The organism is Bacillus cereus (genome assembly GCF_015071065.1).
Lineage (GTDB): Bacteria > Bacillota > Bacilli > Bacillales > Bacillaceae_G > Bacillus_A > Bacillus_A cereus_BA.
Genome location: NZ_VOVA01000001.1, coordinates 600,981 through 620,872 on the forward strand (window position 1 = coordinate 600,981; position 19,892 = coordinate 620,872).

Genomic DNA, 19,892 nt, shown 5'->3' on the forward strand with positions numbered 1-19,892 from the left:
CTCATAGCCGATTCAAATTATTGACAAACAACACCTGCACGCTTTGCAGACTCCACAGTGTTGTGAAGAAGCATTGTAATAGTCATTGGGCCGACCCCTTTTGGCACAGGCGTAATGTAACCTGCAACGTCTAATACATTGTCAAAATCAACATCACCACAAAGTTTGCCTGTTTCTAAACGGTTAACACCAACATCAATTACAACCGCACCTTCTTTAATATAGTCAGCTGTTACCATTTTCGGTCGTCCAACGGCTACGATTAAAATATCAGCTAACTTCGATAATTCTTTTATATTTTGCGTCTTAGAATGACAATATGTGACAGTTGCATTTTCATTTAAAAACAGTTGCCCCACTGGTTTACCAACAATATTACTTCTTCCAATTACAACAACATGCTTTCCAGAAATATCAAGATTCGTTTCTTTTACTAATTCTAAAATGCCATGCGGTGTACATGGAAGGAATGTGTCTTGTCCCGTCATCATACGTCCTACGCTGATTGGGTGAAATCCATCTACATCCTTTTCCGGTGAAATTCTTTCAATGATAGCTTTTTCTTCAATATGTTTTGGTAAAGGTAATTGTACCAATATGCCATTAATGCGGTCGTCTCCATTTAAGCGATCGATTTCAGCAACCAAACGCTCCTCAGTAATCGTTTCAGGAAGTTCAATTAGCTCTGAATAGATTCCTACTTGCTCACAGCCTTTTTCTTTTCCTTTTACATAAGAACGAGATGCTGGATCTTCTCCAACTAAAATAACTGCTAATCCTGGTACAATCCCTTGCTCTTTTAACTTCACAACTTCTTCTTTTAATTGTGCTCGTTTTTTCTCCGCAACTTCATTTCCTTTGATGATTACTGCTACCATTTTAAGTTTCCCCCTTAAAGAAATTACAGTGTATCTTTTATATTAGATAAAACGCCGTTAATAAAACGACGAGATTCCTCATCCCCAAATGTTTTTGCGATTTCAATTGCTTCGTTAATTGTTACATTGTGCGGAATTTCTTCCATGTATTTCATCTCACACACAGCTACACGTAAAATACTGCGATCAACAATACTAATACGTTCCAACTTCCACTTTTTTAAATTTTGACGAATTGCTGCGTCAATCTCTTCTTTGTTGTCTACAAATCCTACAACAAGTGATTCTAGAAACTCATTTGTTTCTTCACCTTCATCTAGCGTATTTTCCACCGCTACTTTCGGTTCTAATTCTCCTGTAATATCCATTTGATATAATGCTTGCATTGCTCTTTCTCTAGCCGTCCTACGTTTCATTGTAACTCTCCTTTATACTTCAAGTCTTTCCTTATGCTTTGTTATATTATTATAATTTATAAGCCGTCAATTCACTTACTCTTGCAGTTTTCATTGATTTTCCAACCTTATAATACAATGATAATAACACAATTTATCGTTTCACACACGGGGTACAAGGCTGAAAAATAATAAAAAGATTAACTTCAAGTTCCATATCTTATCACAATGTACGTTTTTTGGAAAAATGAAACATTCCCTTTTACATTTCTTATTTTTTGAAATAGTATAATAATTAGAGGGTTTTAATTTGTGAAGAAATGAAACGATAAAAAAGATGCCTATTTTACTAGGCACCTTTTTTCACTCTTACACTGGTTCGATTTCTGTTTTTTGTGTTTCGAATGTTACGCCAACGATGTGAACGTTCACTTCTTTTGGCTCAAGTCCTGTCATTGTAAAGAGTGCTTGGCGAATATTGTCTTGAATTTTTTGTGCAACAACCGGAATTGCTACACCAAAATACATCACAACATAAAGGTCAACAATAATATCTTCGTTTGCTAATTCAACCTTTACACCTTTACCATGATTTTTCTTACCTAACTTCTCAACAACATCTGTAGCAAAATTACCACGCATTGCCGCTACACCTTCTACTTCAGCAGCTGCAATACCTGCAATTACTTCGATTACTTCTGGTGCAATTTCTACTTTTCCAAGAGTTGTATCTTGACCCATATCTAACATATGTTCAGCCATGAAAAAAACCTCCTTTAATGTATCACTGCGTCACAAGTTCATGCTCTTCCAAAAATTTCGTGTTAAACTCACCTTTTACAAAATCAGGATGATCTAGCAATTGCAAATGGAACGGGATTGTTGTATGTACGCCTTCAATGACAAACTCACTGAGCGCTCGCTTCATTTTTGCAATTGCCTCTTCACGTGTTTTTCCGTGAACAATTAATTTAGCAACCATCGAATCATAGAAAGGTGGTATTGAATATCCCGGATATACAGCTGAATCGACGCGAATACCAAATCCGCCTGGTGGTAAGTACATTTCTACTTTACCTGGAGATGGCATAAATTTTTTGGCAGGGTTTTCCGCATTAATTCGACATTCCATTGCCCAACCATTAAATTGTACTTCTTCTTGCTGTAACGATAACTTTTCTCCAGAAGCAACAAGAATTTGTTCTTTAATTAAATCCATCCCTGTTACCATTTCAGTAACTGGATGTTCAACTTGGATTCTCGTATTCATCTCCATGAAATAAAAGCTTTTCGTTTTATATTCATAAATAAACTCAACCGTACCAGCACCTGTATAATCAACCGCTACCGCCGCTTTAACTGCTGCGTCACCCATTTGCTTGCGAATATTCTCATCAAGTGCAGGTGATGGACTTTCTTCTAATAGTTTTTGCAGACGGCGCTGAATTGTACAATCACGCTCTCCTAAATGAATGGCATTTCCATGTGTATCTGCCATTATTTGAATCTCAACATGGCGGAAATCTTCAACGTACTTCTCCAAGTATACACCAGGGTTCCCAAAAGCGGTACTAGCTTCTTGCTGTGTAATTTGAATTCCTTTTACAAGCTCTTCTTCATGGCGCGCAACACGAATACCTTTTCCGCCGCCACCCGCAGTCGCTTTAATGATAACTGGATATCCAATTTGATTAGCCAGCTCGATCGCTTCTTCGGTATTTTTAATAATCCCTTGTGAACCTGGTACAATTGGAACCCCTGCTTCTTTCATTGTATCACGTGCAACGTCTTTTGTGCCCATCTTTGAAATCGCTTCTGGGCTTGGACCGATAAAAATCAAGTTACACTCACGGCATAATTCTGCAAAATCTGCATTCTCTGCTAAAAATCCATATCCCGGATGAATTGCATCACAACCTGTTAATTTCGCAACACTAATAATGTTCGTCAAATTTAAATAGCTTTCTTTTGAAATCGTTGGTCCAACACAATACGCTTCATCTGCAATTTGCACATGAAGTGACTCTTTGTCTGCTTCTGAATAAATTGCAACTGTTTCAATATCCATTTCTTTACAAGCACGAATAATTCGTACAGCAATTTCCCCACGATTGGCTATTAATACTTTTTTTATCATCACAAAGACTCCCTTATTACGCTTTTACAAGAAATAGCGGTTGTCCATACTCAACAAGCTGTCCGTTATTAACAAGAATCTCAACAATTTCTCCATCTACATCTGCGTCAATTTCGTTAAATAACTTCATAGCCTCAACAATACATACGATAGAATCTTTCGATACTCTGTCCCCAACACTTGCATACGGAGGTGTATCAGGCGAAGCAGAAGAATAAAATGTCCCTACCATGGGCGATGTAATTTTATGTAGATTTTCATTTTGAACAGCTTTCTTCTCTTCTTGTTTTGGCGCTTCTACTTGCGCTGCCGCTGCCGCTACCGCTGTTTCCACTTCTACAGCTGCTGGTTGTACTACTTGTTTCGTTACCGGTGCTTGCACAGTAACGACCTCATTACCGCGTTTTTTCATTTTGATTGTTGTACCATCTTTTTTGTATTCAAATTCATCAATATTAGAGCTATCAATTAATTTAATTAATTCACGAACTTCTTGAATTTTAAACATGTAAAATCCACTCCCATACTCTTGTTTGTCCCGTTTTTACAGATTGTTATCAATAAAACTAGATTGACTGTAAAAATACGATGCATTCTATTAGAAAATTTATTCCTATGACATTTACTAATAGAAATATTTACTATTCCTATCTTACGCTAAATTTTTTAAACATTCCAATTTATATTTCTTTATAAGAAATCAAAACTCCTGTAAAAATATTATTCCACTAAAAATTTATTACCTAGTAATAATACCAAGTTTCACACAAAATTGGCAAGACCACTTCCTAAAAAACATTCTTTACTTTTTCAAAACTGTACACCGTAAACACATCATTCCCTCTCTGCTCTTCATTTTATCTTCTGTAAAAAACATATTTTTACCAAATATTATTTTTTTGTTTACACGCCGTTCATTCTTCCTTCATATAAGAATAGTATGTTCAAAGTGTAGAAAATATATTGTAATGAGGTGTGGACATATGATATGGCTCATCCTGTTCTTGCCTGCCGTAATGATTTGGACATTGGTCCTCTTCATCCACGTCAAATCTGGAAAAAGTAATCATCATTATCATGAACCATTAATCTTTTACTCGCAGCGTATTTCCCCGTTCCCAATTGAAAATACTAAAACCAACTACAAAGACGAAATAGAAAAAGGCTATCGAAAACGATAGCCTTTTTCTACTATTCTTTTTATCTAATTTGAAGGGCAAAAACCTCTTACAATTATCCCGCGTTAACGAACAGTAAAACTCCTACCTCAAAATACAGCGTAAGCGGGAGGGCCAAATACCCGTATGGTTCAACTAATAATCAGTGGGGGGATGGCCCCCACTGATTAAAGTTTCATTTTATTTTACTGATGGATCAAATTTCACACCTACATCTTTTGAACCACCTTCACTTCTTACGAGCTGAATAATTTTATTCGCTTCTTTTTGTGAATGCTTTGCCGATTTAACTGTTACTTTAATGTCCGTTCCATCAGCTCTTACAAGAGCATCCTTATATCCACCTTGAGATTTAATCACTGTCTCAAGTAATTGTTGCTTCGTTTCCATTGTAGTAATTGCATCAAGATTATCTTTCGCTTTACTCTTTTCTTGTGCTGAAGAATTTGATGACTTCATTACATTTTGCAACTTTTCTTTCTCTACACTACGTTGATCTTCCATTTGCATACGTAACGCTGTGAAATTCTCATCACTTGATTGAACTGATACGCTAGCCTCTTTTTTACTTGTTTCTTTTTTATCATTCTCTTTTTTGTCTGTTTCTTTATTTGTAGTTTCCTTGCTTGTACTTTCTTTTGTTGTTTCTTTCGTTGTTTCTTTTGTAACTGCTTTATCAGCACCTTGCTTTTCTTGTCCCATCTTTTCACCCGTTGCCGGTGCTGCTGTATTCATTTTTTCAGGAGTTGTTACGTAATAAACAGATAGTACAACCACTAAACTTAACATCGTTAATAGCCAAACCGTTTGTTTTTTTAACACTTTATTTCCTCCCTATCAATTTTTCGGTGATACTGAAACGCGATGAGCTGGCACATCTAATAATCGCGTCACAGCTTCTTTTACCATTGCTTTTATTTGTATATTATCCACTCCCTTTGCTACGACCAGAACACCTCGTACTTTCGGTTTCTCTGTTCGCAAAACAATTGGAGTTTCTTTATCACCTTCGCGTATAATGACGGTCTTTTCATCAAGAGACTCGTCTTCTACTTCCCTTTTACCGCCTGCTTTATCAGTTTCACCTGTCGTTTGTGAACGTTTTACTGTATTTTTCTCGAGTATTTTTTCTTCAGATGAATCTAAATTCACTTTAATCGTTACGTCTTTTACTCCGGCTATCTCTTCTAAAGAAGCTTTCAATTCTTGTTCATACGCTTTTTCATATTTTTCTACATTTGACATATTATCATTGTTTTTTTGTCCGAAAGTTGGTACATCTTTATCTTGGCTTTGACTTGTCTTTTCTTTAAACACAGGCACTTCTTCTTTTTTAGGTGATAAGAAATTACTAGAAAACATAAGCGCAATCCCAAGTATAAGTAGGACAAGCAAAAACTTAGGTGTTACCTTTTTCCCCTTCTCATTACTTTCTTTTCCATCCCCATTTAATAGGTTTCGAAAAAATGAGAACCTCGAATTTTTATCTTTATTGTCCATTTACGCTACCTGTCCTCCCTTCCATCTGAACTTGGATTTGTTTATCCTCTAGTTGCCACCTGCTTGAAAAGAAATCTTTCATTTCTACATTCGTTTCTTCTATTTTTTTTGGAGGTTCTTTCATATTAATTTCAATTGGCTTTACTGTTTCGATTGCATCATTTTTACTACGTTCTTTTTCTTTCAACGTCACAACAACAGATTGAATATCTTTCGCTGACTTTACTTCTCCTGCATGTTCCACTGCGACTATTTGTATTTCAGAGACTGTCATACCATACTTTTTCTCAAACTCTTTTCCAACTTCTTTTTTCATTTTGGTAGCCATCTCTTCTAAACTATATGCACGTGTTAGAGCTTGTATTTCTTTTTTCTTCGAATCTATCGAATTTTTTACAGATCCATCTGCTACGTACTTTTCTTCATTGAAATTTGCGATAACTTCATTTACATCTGTTTGTAACAACTTAAATAGAGGCGTTAAAATTAATACGACTAACAATAGACTTACAACGAATTTAACGTATTTTTGCAAATTTGAATTTGGAAGAATAAGATGAAGCATTGTCGCTAAGAGTAAAAAAACGATAATATTTCTAATCCACTCTGTAACAAATTGCACACTCTTCACCTCCTACCGCATCATGAGCGTAATGTTCCCGGCAGCAATAATAATTGTGATACTTAAAAAGAACATAAATGATACGATCGCTAAGCAAGCAAATACGTAAATGATACTTCGTCCAATGATATCTAAACATTGAATAATTGCTCCGCCGCCTACTGGTTGCAATACTGCTGCTGCAAATTTATAAATAAACGCGATACAAAAAATTTGAATCGCTGGGAAAGCGACAATTAAGCATAAAATAACGAGCCCGATAATTCCGACTGTATTTTTTAATAATCCAGATGCACTAATAACAGTATCCGCCGCCTCAGTAAACATCCTTCCTACTACAGGAATGAAGTTTCCTGTTACAAATTTAGCCGTTTTCACAGCTATACCATCAGCAACGGCTGACGCTGTTCCCTGTACAGATAATACGCCTAAAAAAATCGTCAAAAAGATACCAATAATCCCAACACTAACGTTTTGCAAAAGCTTGGACAATTTCGTAACTTTATATTGATCACTCATCGTGCTTACAATACTTAATATAGTTGCAAGTAATAAAAGTGGTAGAACGATATAGTTCATAAGAAGCCCACTCGTATTCATTAAGAAAATGATGATTGGATGAAAAAATGATACAGAAACAACACCGCCGCCTGTTGCTATGAGTGCAAGTAAAATTGGTAATAACGCTAGTATGAAATCTACCATTGTTTGTATCGTCTCTCTTGCATATGTCATGACGACATAAAAACTATTTAAAGCGAAAATAATAAGTACCATATATACGACTGCGTCCGCAATTTTACCTACACTACTCTTTGAAAAAGCAGATTGCAGTGATTGCAGCAATGCACTAAAAATTGTGAGCATAATGAGCGTTCCAAGTAACTTTCCATTTGCAACGAGTTCGTGAAATAAATATTTTAATAAACCTATCATCCACTCTTTTATGGAGAATTCTTTTTCTCCCTTTACAAACTCCATAAAGCTTCCTTTTTGACTCTCTGGTAAATAACCCCCATATTTTGTAACAAGTCCGTCCCAAAACTGCTTCACATCTTCAATTCCTAGCTTATCCAATTGTTGATCAACGACGTTTGTTTCTATAGGAGAAGCTTGTACAACAATCGGTAAAGAAAAGAAAAGGAAGCAAGCAAATAATAGCTTAGCTCCAAACTTCCTCAACATTCACTCCCCCTTATCCCGTAGGTAAAAAACCGAGAATTGTTTCAATTACAACCGTCAAAATAGGAATTGCCATGACGAGAATTAAGATTTTCCCAGCTAATTCAATTTTCGAAGCGATTGCACCTTGGCCAGCATCCTTTGTAATTTGCGCACCAAACTCAGCGATATAAGCAATCCCTATAATTTTCAATAACGTTTCTACATATACGTTGCTAACCTTGGCTTCACTCGCCACTCTCTCAATCATTTGTAAAATAGAATGAATTTGATCGATTAAGAGAAGAAACATCATGCTACCAATGAACACAATAAATAACGATGTAATACTAGACTTATGCTGATTTAAAACAGCAGCTAAAAATGTAGCAACGAGGCCTAATCCGACAATTTGTATAATTTCGATTCGAACCGCCTCCTTTACTGGAAGAGAAAGACACTTTTAATCTTGTCGAATAGAGTATTAATTAAAAATGCAACATGAAACAAAATAACGACAAAACCGACAAGGATAACCCAATTTGCAATATCCTCTCGCTTTAATTCTTTTAGTACAGTATGAATGAAAGCTAAAACAATGCCGATTCCGGCGATTTGAAATATTAACCCTACATCAATGGACATCGCCTTTCTCCCCCCCTATAGCAGTAAAATTACGATAAGTAGCCCTGCTAGTACCCCTAAACTCTTTATCATTTTTTCATATTGTAGTTGTAATGCTTTCGCTTCTCCTTCTTCTCTCTCCAAGTGTGTAATACATAAGCGAATATGCTTTTGCTGTGATTCACGATCATGTTGTCCAAGTGTTTCACCAAATTGTTGCAGTATTTCATACTCGGTTTGTTTAAACGCCGTTAACGTCCAGTTCTCCTTCAAACTATCAATCCAAGCTTCTCTAACTGTTTGTTCCCCGTCCTCTAGCCGTTTCGAAAAGCTTTGAAATATCCAATTTAACGGCTTCGGCATTTGTTTGACTAAACGCTCTGCAGCCTCAGATAACGGCGTGTGTCCATACATAATTTCAGCTTCTAATGATTGCAATGCTGCCTTCAATAACCTAAGCTGCCGCGGTCTCTCACTGTACCTTTTAGCGTATGAAAATCCGAAAAAAGTGCTAACAGCAACTATTAATACCGCACCAAATATTTTCACCATACGCCTTGAACCTTTCTATGGGATAATACTGGTTTTCCATCTCTATCTTTCACTTGCATAACTGTTCCTGGCCCTCTCGCTTTTGATAATTCCACAAACCTATCAAATACACCAAGTTCCAACACCGCCTGCAGCGATGGACGTTTCACAACATCATCATAAGAAAATCCGTGTGCACTTATAAAAAGCTGAACACCTGCATGTACCGCCTCCATAATCGCTTCACTATCTTCTTTACGTCCAATTTCATCTACGATTAATACGTCTGGGCTCATAGAACGAATCATCATCATCATTCCTTCAGCTTTTGGACAAGCGTCTAATACATCTACTCGCACGCCAAAGTCATATTGCGGGATTCCTTTCACACAGCCCGCAATTTCTGATCGTTCATCAACAATCCCCACTTTACATGAAGGAATTTTCGAAGCACTTACACCTTGACTCATACAGCGTGCTACATCTCTTAAAAGTGTTGTTTTCCCAGTTTGCGGTGGGCCAATTACCATCGTGTTTAACCATCGTGACTCATAAAGATATGGCAGAAGCGGCTCAGCAATCCCTATTTTTTGACGGGCAATACGAATATTAAAAGAAGAGACATCTCGAATCATTTTCACTGCACTTTTTTCTGTAATGACTTTTCCAGCTAGGCCAATTCTATGTCCTCCTCGTAGTGTCACATATCCACGTTTCAATTCCTCTTCCATCGTATAAATTGAAAATTGACTTAATTTATTCAATAAATGGATTGCATCTTCCGCTGTAGCGATATAGTCATAGAAAAACACTTCTCCATGTGCAATACACTCTAGTGGCCTTCCAATTCGAACACGAATTTCCTCTAAAGTATCATATTGCTTACAACCTTCAACTAACTGTTTCATCGTTTTCGGTAAAACTTCTAATACTTCTTTCATAAGCTTCTCCCCACTATACTCGACTTACTATTTCAACAACGCGATAAAAATGCAGCCAATTCCAAGTGCTAGAAAAAAGAGTTTCAAGAAAGAAATCTCACTTGCTACACTCGCTATGCCAATTGTCATTGTTAAAATTAATACGGTCGGTCCAACAAACGCCAACATACCATTTATAAACAATGCTTTCTTCGCATCATTCACGTAAAGCATAAGCAAAGCGGCGAATATTTCCGCGCTACCTGAAAACAACCGAAGTAACCCCATAACAAGCACGGATGTTTCCATGGCCGCTAGCCACTGTTTCATTCTCCCACCTTCTCCCATAACAGTTACTACTTCCTTATTCTGAAAAAGAATATATTTGTACAACCATATGCAGAGGTTGTCTATTTCAGAAGTAAAAACATAATTTTTCTCTATCGACTTTATTAAAATCTGAATATTCTCATTAATTTACGGTATATTTAATAGAAAAGGAGCATAGACGATGAAGCAAGTTACTTTATTACCACTCGATTTACGATATGCAAATGTGATTTTTGAGCTATCCAGCAATCCACATGTAAAAAATGCATTAGGGATAAAAGTAGAATCAGTGGGAGATACAAAGGCATTCATTCTTTTTGCAATTGGAGAGGAACGAAAAAAACACTCCTTATCAAGAGTGATTGTAAGTGAGGAAAATGAAATAATTGGCCTCACGACACTTAAACATATTAATTACGAACAAAAGCACTCACATATTGGAAGTTGGCTCGGCTATCAATATTGGGGAAGAGGATATAACGAAGCTGCTAAAAAAGAGATCTTTAAAATCGCTTTTTTAGACTTGCAACTTACATACGTATTTGCCGGTGCTAAAACGAATAACATTCGCTCTTTAAAAGCACAAGAGAAACTACCTTACATTTCATTACATGTGGAAAATCAATTTCCAGACGAACATGTCGCTTTGGAGAAAGAAGTAAAATCACCTTGCGTACTGCATGTTGTATCATGCGAAAAATTTTCAAATTGGTTGGAATTACAAAATGAGGGGGGAAAATATGAAGGGATTGAAAATTAGCTTAACAATTGTAGTAGAATTAGCCATTATTTATCTTTTTTCAAAAATGGTCGACTGGTCATTTATGGAGAGCTTTTTCCTTGGCAGTCTAGCAATATTTGCAATTACGTGGTTAATTATTATGAGTACCTTTAGAAATAACAATATGGATCATGCAACGAATAAAACTTTTACCGGTGTTGAAACTGGTGAAATACGACCATTTCAAATTGTTTTGACTCCATATATTATGGGTACCCTTTCACTCGTCACAGTTAGTTTTGTTATAACCGCAATTTACTATCTTCCCTATTTCCTATAAAAAAAAGCACTCGTGATAATCACGAGTGCTTTTCTACTATGCACGAGAAACGTATTTACCTTCACCAGTGTTGATGATAAGCATTTCGCCTTCGTTGATGAAGATTGGTACTTGTACAACAAGACCAGTTTCTAATGTAGCTGGTTTTGTTACGTTAGAAGCTGTGTCACCTTTAATACCAGGTTCTGTTTCTGACACTTTTAATTCAACTGTGTTCGGAAGTTCAACACCAAGTACTTCATCTTGGTATGTCATAATAGATACTCCCATATTTTCTTTTAGGAATTTAAGTTCGCGCTCGATTTGGTTTTCGCCAAGTTCGATTTGCTCATAAGTTTCGTTATCCATAAATACGTGAGACTCACCGCTCGCGTATAAGTATTGCATACGACGGTTTTCGATGTGTGCTTTTTCTACTTTTTCACCTGCACGGAATGTTTTCTCTTGAACAGATCCTGTGCGAAGGTTACGTAGTTTAGAGCGAACGAATGCAGCACCTTTACCTGGCTTTACGTGTTGGAAATCCATTACTTGCCAAAGGGCATTGTCCACTGAAATTGTTAAACCTGTACGAAAATCGTTTACTGAAATCATGTAAAAAAATCCTCCTGTGTATTACAAAATAATAAGTTCTTTTGGTGATTTCGTTATTACTTCATTACCTTCACTTGTTACAATGATATCATCTTCAATACGTACCCCGCCAACACCTGGAATATAAATACCTGGTTCTACTGTTACAGCCATACCTGGTTCAAGTACTGTATCAGAACGGAACGCTAAACCTGGTGCTTCATGGATTTCAAGACCGATTCCATGACCAGTAGAGTGTCCGAAGTATTCACCATATCCTTTTTCCGTTATGTAATCACGCGTTAATGCATCAGCCTCACGACCCGTTAAACCAGCTTTAATACCGTTCACACCACGTAGTTGTGCTTCTAAAACGATATTATAAATTTCTTTTAATTTATCAGATGGTTCACCGACTGCAATCGTACGAGTAATATCAGAGCAATATCCTTTGTAATAAGCGCCGAAGTCTAATGTAACGAAATCTCCTGTTTCTATCACTTTTTCAGATGCCACGCCGTGCGGTAATGCCGAACGAAGACCTGAAGCAACGATAATATCAAACGAAGAAGATGTTGCTCCTTGTTTTCTCATGAAAAATTCAAGTTCATTTGACACTTCAATTTCAGATACTCCCGGGCGAATGAATGATAGAATATGCTCAAAGGCAGCATCTGCAATCTGTGCAGCTTCCTTTAATATCTTAATCTCTGAATCAGTCTTTATCAAGCGTAACTTTTCTACAAGCCCAGAAGTTGGGATGAATTCAGCTTCGATCGCTTCATTATGCGTTACGTAAGAGCTATATGTAAGAGTATCTTGCTCAAAGCCTAGCTTTTGAATTCCAAGTTCTTTAACTTGTTTCGCAACTTCATCAAGAATTAATCCTGTGTGCTGCACGATTTCGTATCCAACCGCTTGCTTACTAGCTTGCTCTACATAACGAAAATCTGTAATAAATAGAGCACGCTCTTTTGAAATTAGTACAACACCAGCTGTTCCTGTGAAATTCGCCATATATCTACGGCTATGTTCATTCGTTAATACGATACCGTCAATACCAGCCTCATCAAACGCACTTCTTAATCTCTCGATCTTTTCCATTACTTTATGCCTCCCTCAATTTCTCCATTAATGCAAATAACGCTAGCTTATAACCGTAAAAACCAAATCCAACAATTTGTCCCGCACAAACAGCCGCTGTCACAGATTCATGACGAAACGACTCACGCTCGTGAATGTTAGAAATATGTACTTCAATAACTGGAATCGAAACACTTGCTATAGCATCTCGAATCGCGTAGCTATAATGCGTAAATGCACCCGGATTTAGAATGATTCCTTCATATATGTCATCAGCCTCATGAATAATATCAATAATAGCTCCTTCATGATTCGATTGAAAACATTCTAACTCCACTCCCATTTTCTCTGCTTCTTGTTTCATATCTGTTTCAAGCGTCGCTAACGTTCCTTTTCCGTATACATTTACTTCCCTAACGCCAAGGCGATTTAGGTTCGGACCGTTTACGAGGAGTAACTTTTTCATTTTCTTAAAACCCCTTAATATTAAAGAATGTCTATACGACATTTTAACATAGGAATCACTTATTTGAATAGTTTGTCTTCTCGAGCCCTTCTCCTCTATTTGTATTATTCGATTCGAATGCTACAGAATACGAAATAAAAACACCATATAATATAAAGATACATACTGTCGTTACAATTGTTTCTTTTGGTAAATGGAGTGCACTTTTAATAACAGGTGCCATTAGCCCCATCCCCAGAAATAATAATGCCCACCAAAACAAACCGTATAGTACGCCAGGTAATACTCCTTCAAACTTTTTAAAAAGAGCTTTATAGAGAAATGCCACTAAAATTGAAAGAAGTCCCATACAAACGATACCTAGTACATTTCCCCAAACCCCTTCTTTCCAATCTCCAAATGCAAACGGTAAAAGTAAATAGTTAGGGCCAGCTTCTGTAAATGAGAATATATGAAGGAAATACCATATACCTCCCCAAAATAAGCCACCAAATAAACCGATTTGTACAAAGTTTCTTATTGTTGATTGCTCTTGATTCACATTGACACCTCCGCTCAATAGTATGCCCGAAACTATTTTGAAGCATGTTTAAATCCTGCAAAATTTGTCTATAAAAAGAATAAGAAATGTCCGACTCTCGTAACATTTTCCCTTGTCATCTACCTGTATTTGTCGATAAAATAAAGGAAACTCGGTGATTGTCTTATTTCAAGATGACAGAACCAAGTATGACAATTGCCTCTTTTTCTACATAAGAGAGAAACAAATACAGGTTGGTGTTAACATGGCAGAAGAGTCAAAACAAATATATGGCGGGCAGGCAGTCATAGAAGGAGTTATGTTTGGCGGTAGAGAATATACTGTTACAGCGGTTCGTCGTAAAGATAAATCGATTGAATTTTATCGTTTACCACGCGTTCGTAATAAAGCATTGTCTCTACTAAAGAAGATTCCATTTTTACGAGGTATTGCCGCTATTGTGGATGCAAGTGCGAATGGAGCGAAACATTTAAACTTTGCTTCAGAACGATTTGATGTCCACCCAGAAGAAGATGAACAATTTGCAAATAAAAAAGAAGAACAATCAAAATTAACGATGGTATTAGGAGTTGCAGCAGTTGGCGTTTTATCGTTCATATTCGGTAAAGTAATTTTCACAGCAGTTCCTGCACTTTTAGCTGAATTAACCAGACCGATTTTCCCATCTCATACAGGGCAAATCATTGTCGAAAGTGTCATTAAGCTCATGCTATTATTGAGCTATATATACTTCATTTCTTTAACCCCACTTATTAAGCGGGTATTTCAGTACCACGGTGCGGAACATAAAGTAATCAATGCTTATGAGAATAATCTCCCACTGACTGTAGAAAATGTTCAAAAGCAAACTCGCCTCCATTATCGCTGTGGCAGTAGCTTTATTATATTTACGGTCATTATTGGAATGTTTGTCTATTTCCTCGTCCCTACAGATCCGCTTTGGGCAAGGGTAGTAAACCGAATTTTATTAATTCCAGTTGTTCTCGGTATTTCTTTTGAGGTATTACAATTTACCAATCGATTACGAGATGTCCCTGTTTTACGAGTACTTGGATATCCAGGATTATGGCTGCAGCTATTAACAACGAAAGAACCAACAGATGATCAAGCGGAAGTTGCAATCGCATCGTTTGAAGAATTATTACGTTTAGAAAACAAACAATAATTATTTAAAAATGGTGTTCAACTCCTTTCCTCATCGTTAATATACTAATTTTAATATATGTTTTTAGGAGGTGTCCCTTATGAACGGTCGTTCGTTTACATTCGCTATATTTGTGCTTATTATCGGATTAGCAATATTCGGCCTTGTTTCATCTGTTATTACAAATCCAATGGAAGTATTGAAAAACATTGGTATCATGTTGGCTGTCGCTGGTATCTTTTACTTACTCTACAAAATGTTTACAAACTCTAGTGGTTCTGCAAATTCGCAAAGCTCATATAAGCGTGCAGCGAAACAATCGAACCGCAAACACGGGAAACAAAATGTAGCACCCCTAAGCAATTCTTTCTTGAAACGAAATGCTTCTGATGACAAGGGGAAAAAGGGTAATTCTCCATCGTTGAAAAGAAAAAGAAAACAATCTCATTTAACTGTCATTGAAGGTAAAAAAAACAAAAAGAAAGACCGTGCTTCCTTTTAGGAAATACGGTCTTTTTTTATCCCGGTTGGTACGGGGCTAATAATCAGTGAAAGATGAGAAAAACCCTTACTGATTAAAGTTTCACTTTATATGTTGAAGCACTTCTTTCAAACTTTTTTCTTTCATACTTTCGATACGAAGGTGATGATTTTCAAATTGTAAATTTCTTGTCACATCATTAGGCACGACGACACACTTTAATCCTGCTGCAATCGCTGCTCTCAATCCATTTAATGAATCTTCAAATACAACAGCTTCTGACAGTTCAATTCCTAATTCCTCTATCGCAACTCTATAAAGTGCTGGATCTGGTTTTACCTTCTCGACATCTTCTCTCGTTTTAATCACTTCAAAATAATCTCTAATTTGTAGCTCTTCTAAAAAACGAACAACCCACTCTCTAGATGAACTAGAGGCTAATGCGATTTTCAATCCAAGTTCTTTCGCTTCTTCTAAATATTCTTTTACCCCGTCACGCGCTTTTGGTATTTTCATTTTCTCTTTATGTAAATTTGTTACTTTTCCCTTTAATTCATGCTCGTTAAATTTTTCTTTTAATTGCTCTTTTAAATATGCATAAAGCACTTCATCTGTCGTTCCAATACATTTTGCAAATTCCTCTAAAGGTAACTCTCCGCCGTATTCACGAACAGCATCTCTGAAAGAGTGAAACCATATTGTTTCTGTGTCCACAATTAGTCCATCAAAATCAAAAATAATTGCTTTCATTATTCTCCCATCCTTTTCGATTGAAATAAAAAAGGAAACGCCATACGTTCCCCTTAATTACTTTTCTCTTCATTTGCTTTTTGAACACCACGAAGTGTTTCTACTCGGACTTCATCTTGTTCAAAGTATTGTACTAAATCACCGATACGGTCAATTGATTCCCAACTTAAATGATGTTCAATTCCTTCTACATCATTATAAATTTTACTTTCATCCACACCGATAATGCGCATAAACTGTTCTAACAATTCATGACGATATACGAGACGTTCTCCGATTTTTTTACCTTTTGATGTTAATACAAGCCCTCTATATTTTTCATAAATTAGATATTCGTCTTTGTCTAATTTTTGTACCATTTTTGTTACAGAGGATGGATGTACACTAAGCGCTTCAGCAATATCAGATACACGGGCATAACCCTTTTCATCAATCAACAAATAAATTTGTTCAATATAATCTTCCATACTAGGGGTTGGCATCGGTTTCCTCCATCCAATTTCATTTTGCTTATTCCGTACGAAGCAATCAATAAAATGATACACCAGAAAGAATAACGTGACAAGGTAGAAACAAGCCTAAATCTGCAAAAGAGAAAAGAACCTGCATTCAAATACAAGTTCATTTCATGTAAAATATTGAATTTCTGCGTCATCTTTTTATAGACGTATTTCCCAATGCCGTATCGTCCCCATTTATATTTCCGCTTCTCTTCATCCATTTCAAGCTTCGTATTCGGATACCGCACTTGAATGACCTTTTTTGCCGGTTTCGTAAAGCGATGCTGAATTAATTCGAACGTTAAATTGGGTATCATCATGTCTTTCAACGCATTGTACAATCGTTCAAATAATTCGCGGTATCCTTCTTCCCACCCTTCATGCATATAAATTGGCGCAACTATAAACCCAAGCCGATATTCGAGTGCCTTCGGTTCAAAGTAAACGAGTTTTGGCATAAACGGTTTCATACGCTTCCCTCCTTTCGTTAGTATGGGAAGCAAAGAAGAATTAACACCGATTAAAGTTTTCCACGTTTTAACAGCCTTTCAAAAGGCTGTTTTTCTTTTGTCTAATTTTACAAATTGAAAAATTTCATAAAGAAAATAAGAAAAATGCAAAATAATTAAAGTTAATTGTTGACGTGATGCTTTTATTATCGGTATCATAAATCTTCGTGAGCAATTATTTTTCGTTATACGATTTTTTTATTATTACTGAATTTTTGAGAGGAGAAATTTGATGTCAGTTAAGAAGAAAACGCAAGTACGCACCGGCAAAATGGTACGTGAACTAATGTTAGCAGACGAAGATGTAAATGCTTCGCTAATTATGGTATATAGTGAAAACGGTGTAAACGCAGAAATTAAAATCGAGGGCTTAACGCCGAAATGTAACGAAGAATTATTTTTGAGCGGAAACGTGGATTGGAACAAGAGTGTTATTTATAAAATTGTTGATTTCACTGGGAACGCGGAAGTTGGTAAAGTTACATTAACAGCGATGAATAAGAACAATGTTTCTCTAGAAATTGAACGCGTTATGTGGAGCAAAGAAAATAAAGAAGCTGCTGAGCAAGAAGAAACAGTTGTAGAAGCTACTCCGAACAAAGAAGTAGTTGTAGAGGCTCCTAAAGCAGTTACACCTGCTCCAAAACCTGTTACGCGTGTAGAAACACCTGCTGTAACACCTAAACCTACTCCGGTACCAACGCCGAAGTCAGTAAGTGTTGAAGCAGCTGTAGAACTATCTACTCCAGCACCTGTGAAAAAAGCAGTACCTACTCCAGTTACAAAGCAAGAGACAGCACCGGTTACTCCTGCAAAACCGAAGCAACCTGCTTTGACTGAAACAAATACAAAACTACAAGAAAATTATGTTAAACTTGTGAAAAAGACAATTGAAGTTTGTCAAGATTACGAGCTTGGCATCGACATAGATGATTCTATTGAAGGATTAAAAAAAGAGCTACAAAGCCAAGGTATTAGCGTTACATTCGACAAAGAAATTATGGACGTTGTAAATCGCCTTCGTTCTTTACAAGATAAAGGAATCAAAGTAGAAAAAGTACTTAATTTACTATAAAAATAAGGAGATGGCGGTCGCCATCTCCTTATTTTTTATAATTCCATTCATTACTTTCATACTTCTCTTTTGCTAAAGTTTGAACTTCATGAAGCTGTTCTTCTGTTAGTTCATACGGCACAAGCTCTATATCTAAACCTTTTTCAAATCCAGTTTCAAATGCTTTAATTAACTGTTCAATCGTAAATGTACGGTCTGTCAATTCATTAATTGCTACCGCTTTAGAAGAAAACATGTTTTTCATACGCTCTTTTACACGTTCATTTGGGAATAAAAATAGGTCGTATAATTCATCTAAATCTATTTCTAACGGAATCGATCCATGCTGTAAAATAACACCTTTTTGACGTGTTTGAGCACTACCTGCGATTTTTCTTCCTTCAACTACAATTTCATACCAAGATGGTGCATCAAAACATACTCCTGAACGCGGATTTTTTAAATTCTCACGATCCGCTTCTGTTTTCGGAACTGCATAATACGCTTCTAATCCTAATGCCTTAAAACCGTCTAATAAGCCTTGCGAAATAACGCGGTATGCTTCTGTAACTGTTTTTGGCATATTCGGATGATCTTCAGACACAATAACACTGTACGTTAATTCTTTGTCATGTAGTACACCCCTGCCGCCTGTTTGACGACGAACGAATCCATATTTCTTTTCGTTAACTACATCCATATTTATATCTTTTTCAACACGCTGGAAATACCCGACTGTTAATGTTGGTACTTCCCATTCATAAAAACGAATTGTTGGTGGCATTTTCTTTTCACTTTGCCAATTTAATAAACATTCATCTAACGCCATATTAAATGCTGGTGAACATTGACCAGAGTTAATATAACACCATTTTTCTTTTCCCATCCTGCACCTCATATAACCAATTATTTTTCACATTCTCTAGTCTACCAAATTCGACAAAATTTGTGAAAGAATACGAAATTTCTTCTTATATACAAATGAATCTGTTGCATAAATACATATGGGCATTATAATATTGAAAGTAGGATAAGAAAAAAGGGAGCGATAGAATCGTGTCAACAAACTTGATTATTATACTAGCCGCAATTGCAGCATTCATCGGCTACACTGTATGGATGTATTTCTATCAGAAAAAATTAATTAAAACACTTTCAGAAGAAGAATTTCGCGCTGGCTACCGTAAAGCACAGCTTATCGATATTCGCGAAGCAGATGAATTTAACGCGGGACATATTTTAGGTGCGCGTAACATTCCATTATCACAAATTCGCCTTCGCTACAAAGAACTTCGCCAAGATCAACCGGTTTATTTATATTGCCAAAGCGGATTCCGTACAGGTCGTGCAGCTCAATACTTAAAAAAACAAGGCCACCAAGATTTCTACCAATTAAAAGGTGGATTTAAATCTTGGTCAGGCAAAATTAAAAAGAAATAATATACAAAAAACTA

At 36.4% G+C, this 19,892-nt stretch carries 28 protein-coding genes and 1 pseudogene; 7 read left to right on the forward strand and 22 right to left on the reverse strand.

Going from position 1 to position 19,892, the window contains the following annotated elements; all coding sequences use genetic code 11:
- Window positions 1-17: 17 nt before the first annotated feature.
- From folD to accB, 5 genes are all read right to left on the reverse strand, one after another.
- Complete coding sequence (gene folD, locus FT637_RS03085) at window positions 18-878, reverse strand: bifunctional methylenetetrahydrofolate dehydrogenase/methenyltetrahydrofolate cyclohydrolase FolD (protein WP_105584550.1); 861 nt, start codon at window positions 876-878, stop codon at window positions 18-20.
- Window positions 879-901: 23 nt separating this feature from the next.
- A complete protein-coding gene (gene nusB, locus FT637_RS03090) occupies window positions 902-1,294 on the reverse strand; it encodes a N utilization substance protein NusB (RefSeq protein WP_002067080.1) in 393 nt (130 codons plus the stop codon).
- 348 nt (window positions 1,295-1,642) lie between these two features.
- Window positions 1,643-2,035 (reverse strand): Asp23/Gls24 family envelope stress response protein, encoded by a 393-nt coding sequence (locus tag FT637_RS03095; RefSeq protein ID WP_000807630.1) that lies wholly within the window; start codon window positions 2,033-2,035, stop codon window positions 1,643-1,645.
- 22 nt (window positions 2,036-2,057) lie between these two features.
- The gene (gene accC / locus FT637_RS03100; protein ID WP_002122429.1) at window positions 2,058-3,410 is read right to left on the reverse strand and encodes an acetyl-CoA carboxylase biotin carboxylase subunit; all 1,353 of its coding nucleotides are present in this window, start codon (window positions 3,408-3,410) and stop codon (window positions 2,058-2,060) included.
- A 16-nt stretch (window positions 3,411-3,426) separates the two neighbouring features.
- Window positions 3,427-3,918, reverse strand: a complete 492-nt coding sequence (gene accB, locus FT637_RS03105; RefSeq protein WP_193645088.1) for an acetyl-CoA carboxylase biotin carboxyl carrier protein — start codon at window positions 3,916-3,918, stop codon at window positions 3,427-3,429.
- A 475-nt stretch (window positions 3,919-4,393) separates the two neighbouring features.
- Between accB and FT637_RS03110 the strand changes: the two genes are divergently transcribed.
- Entirely contained in the window at window positions 4,394-4,591 is a 198-nt protein-coding gene (locus FT637_RS03110) for a DNA recombination protein RecO (RefSeq protein ID WP_193645089.1), read from the forward strand.
- A gap of 177 nt (window positions 4,592-4,768) precedes the next feature.
- Here the strand turns inward: FT637_RS03110 and FT637_RS03115 are convergent, their stop codons facing one another.
- The 9 genes from FT637_RS03115 to FT637_RS03155 are packed head-to-tail and all read right to left on the reverse strand — an operon-like array spanning window position 4,769 to window position 10,276.
- Entirely contained in the window at window positions 4,769-5,410 is a 642-nt protein-coding gene (locus tag FT637_RS03115; protein WP_193645090.1) for a SpoIIIAH-like family protein, read from the reverse strand.
- A gap of 15 nt (window positions 5,411-5,425) precedes the next feature.
- A complete protein-coding gene (gene spoIIIAG, locus FT637_RS03120; RefSeq protein WP_002088572.1) occupies window positions 5,426-6,088 on the reverse strand; it encodes a stage III sporulation protein AG in 663 nt (220 codons plus the stop codon).
- Entirely contained in the window at window positions 6,078-6,710 is a 633-nt protein-coding gene (spoIIIAF, locus tag FT637_RS03125) for a stage III sporulation protein AF (protein WP_193645091.1), read from the reverse strand. Before spoIIIAF ends, spoIIIAG begins: the two co-directional genes overlap by 11 nt.
- 12 nt (window positions 6,711-6,722) lie before the next feature.
- Window positions 6,723-7,895 carry a stage III sporulation protein AE gene (gene spoIIIAE / locus FT637_RS03130; RefSeq protein WP_105584547.1) on the reverse strand — a complete coding sequence of 391 codons (1,173 nt, stop codon included), beginning with the start codon at window positions 7,893-7,895 and terminating at the stop codon, window positions 6,723-6,725.
- A gap of 10 nt (window positions 7,896-7,905) precedes the next feature.
- Complete coding sequence (spoIIIAD, locus tag FT637_RS03135; RefSeq protein WP_078172833.1) at window positions 7,906-8,289, reverse strand: stage III sporulation protein AD; 384 nt, start codon at window positions 8,287-8,289, stop codon at window positions 7,906-7,908.
- 23 nt (window positions 8,290-8,312) lie between these two features.
- Complete coding sequence (gene spoIIIAC, locus FT637_RS03140) at window positions 8,313-8,516, reverse strand: stage III sporulation protein AC (protein ID WP_000020914.1); 204 nt, start codon at window positions 8,514-8,516, stop codon at window positions 8,313-8,315.
- A 15-nt stretch (window positions 8,517-8,531) separates the two neighbouring features.
- On the reverse strand, window positions 8,532-9,047 hold the full coding sequence (gene spoIIIAB, locus FT637_RS03145) for a stage III sporulation protein SpoIIIAB (RefSeq protein WP_002088574.1): 516 nt from the start codon (window positions 9,045-9,047) through the stop codon (window positions 8,532-8,534).
- Window positions 9,041-9,967 carry a stage III sporulation protein AA gene (gene spoIIIAA, locus FT637_RS03150; protein WP_193645092.1) on the reverse strand — a complete coding sequence of 309 codons (927 nt, stop codon included), beginning with the start codon at window positions 9,965-9,967 and terminating at the stop codon, window positions 9,041-9,043. The genes spoIIIAB and spoIIIAA overlap by 7 nt, the downstream gene beginning before the upstream one ends.
- Before the next feature lie 27 nt (window positions 9,968-9,994).
- The gene (locus FT637_RS03155; RefSeq protein WP_000816054.1) at window positions 9,995-10,276 is read right to left on the reverse strand and encodes a YqhV family protein; all 282 of its coding nucleotides are present in this window, start codon (window positions 10,274-10,276) and stop codon (window positions 9,995-9,997) included.
- A gap of 181 nt (window positions 10,277-10,457) precedes the next feature.
- Here FT637_RS03155 and FT637_RS03160 point away from each other — a divergent pair, with 181 nt between their 5' ends.
- On the forward strand, window positions 10,458-11,036 hold the full coding sequence (locus FT637_RS03160) for a GNAT family N-acetyltransferase (RefSeq protein ID WP_193645093.1): 579 nt from the start codon (window positions 10,458-10,460) through the stop codon (window positions 11,034-11,036).
- Window positions 11,017-11,337: a hypothetical protein gene (locus FT637_RS03165; RefSeq protein ID WP_131230522.1), complete on the forward strand. Its 321-nt coding sequence runs from the start codon at window positions 11,017-11,019 to the stop codon at window positions 11,335-11,337. The genes FT637_RS03160 and FT637_RS03165 overlap by 20 nt, the downstream gene beginning before the upstream one ends.
- Before the next feature lie 36 nt (window positions 11,338-11,373).
- On the opposite strand, the gene efp is transcribed toward FT637_RS03165, so the two are convergent.
- The 4 genes from efp to FT637_RS03185 are packed head-to-tail and all read right to left on the reverse strand — an operon-like array spanning window position 11,374 to window position 14,000.
- A complete protein-coding gene (gene efp / locus FT637_RS03170) occupies window positions 11,374-11,931 on the reverse strand; it encodes an elongation factor P (protein ID WP_193645094.1) in 558 nt (185 codons plus the stop codon).
- Window positions 11,932-11,952: 21 nt separating this feature from the next.
- Window positions 11,953-13,014: a Xaa-Pro dipeptidase gene (gene pepQ / locus FT637_RS03175; protein ID WP_193645095.1), complete on the reverse strand. Its 1,062-nt coding sequence runs from the start codon at window positions 13,012-13,014 to the stop codon at window positions 11,953-11,955.
- 4 nt (window positions 13,015-13,018) lie between these two features.
- On the reverse strand, window positions 13,019-13,459 hold the full coding sequence (aroQ, locus tag FT637_RS03180; protein ID WP_193645096.1) for a type II 3-dehydroquinate dehydratase: 441 nt from the start codon (window positions 13,457-13,459) through the stop codon (window positions 13,019-13,021).
- 55 nt (window positions 13,460-13,514) lie between these two features.
- On the reverse strand, window positions 13,515-14,000 hold the full coding sequence (locus FT637_RS03185) for a YqhR family membrane protein (protein ID WP_002122457.1): 486 nt from the start codon (window positions 13,998-14,000) through the stop codon (window positions 13,515-13,517).
- A 244-nt stretch (window positions 14,001-14,244) separates the two neighbouring features.
- Between FT637_RS03185 and FT637_RS03190 the strand changes: the two genes are divergently transcribed.
- Window positions 14,245-15,165 carry a DUF1385 domain-containing protein gene (locus tag FT637_RS03190; protein ID WP_193645097.1) on the forward strand — a complete coding sequence of 307 codons (921 nt, stop codon included), beginning with the start codon at window positions 14,245-14,247 and terminating at the stop codon, window positions 15,163-15,165.
- 79 nt (window positions 15,166-15,244) lie between these two features.
- A complete protein-coding gene (locus tag FT637_RS03195; RefSeq protein WP_193645098.1) occupies window positions 15,245-15,646 on the forward strand; it encodes an SA1362 family protein in 402 nt (133 codons plus the stop codon).
- Window positions 15,647-15,727: 81 nt separating this feature from the next.
- On the opposite strand, the gene FT637_RS03200 is transcribed toward FT637_RS03195, so the two are convergent.
- From FT637_RS03200 to FT637_RS30545, 3 genes and pseudogenes are all read right to left on the reverse strand, one after another.
- Window positions 15,728-16,375, reverse strand: coding sequence for an HAD family hydrolase (locus FT637_RS03200; protein WP_193645099.1), 648 nt, complete (start codon window positions 16,373-16,375; stop codon window positions 15,728-15,730).
- Between the two features lie 53 nt (window positions 16,376-16,428).
- A complete protein-coding gene (mntR, locus tag FT637_RS03205) occupies window positions 16,429-16,857 on the reverse strand; it encodes a transcriptional regulator MntR (protein WP_001143080.1) in 429 nt (142 codons plus the stop codon).
- Window positions 16,809-17,294 (reverse strand): annotated as a pseudogene (locus tag FT637_RS30545) (spore photoproduct lyase family protein); the annotation flags it as partial. The gene mntR and the pseudogene FT637_RS30545, both read right to left, overlap by 49 nt.
- 322 nt (window positions 17,295-17,616) lie before the next feature.
- On the opposite strand from FT637_RS30545, the gene FT637_RS03215 reads away from it, so the two are divergent.
- Window positions 17,617-18,459, forward strand: coding sequence for a hypothetical protein (locus tag FT637_RS03215; protein WP_193645100.1), 843 nt, complete (start codon window positions 17,617-17,619; stop codon window positions 18,457-18,459).
- A 28-nt stretch (window positions 18,460-18,487) separates the two neighbouring features.
- Here FT637_RS03215 and FT637_RS03220 read toward each other — a convergent pair whose 3' ends face one another.
- Entirely contained in the window at window positions 18,488-19,324 is an 837-nt protein-coding gene (locus FT637_RS03220; protein WP_002122474.1) for a biotin/lipoate A/B protein ligase family protein, read from the reverse strand.
- 170 nt (window positions 19,325-19,494) lie between these two features.
- Here FT637_RS03220 and FT637_RS03225 point away from each other — a divergent pair, with 170 nt between their 5' ends.
- Entirely contained in the window at window positions 19,495-19,878 is a 384-nt protein-coding gene (locus FT637_RS03225) for a rhodanese-like domain-containing protein (protein ID WP_193645101.1), read from the forward strand.
- Window positions 19,879-19,892: the final 14 nt, after the last annotated feature.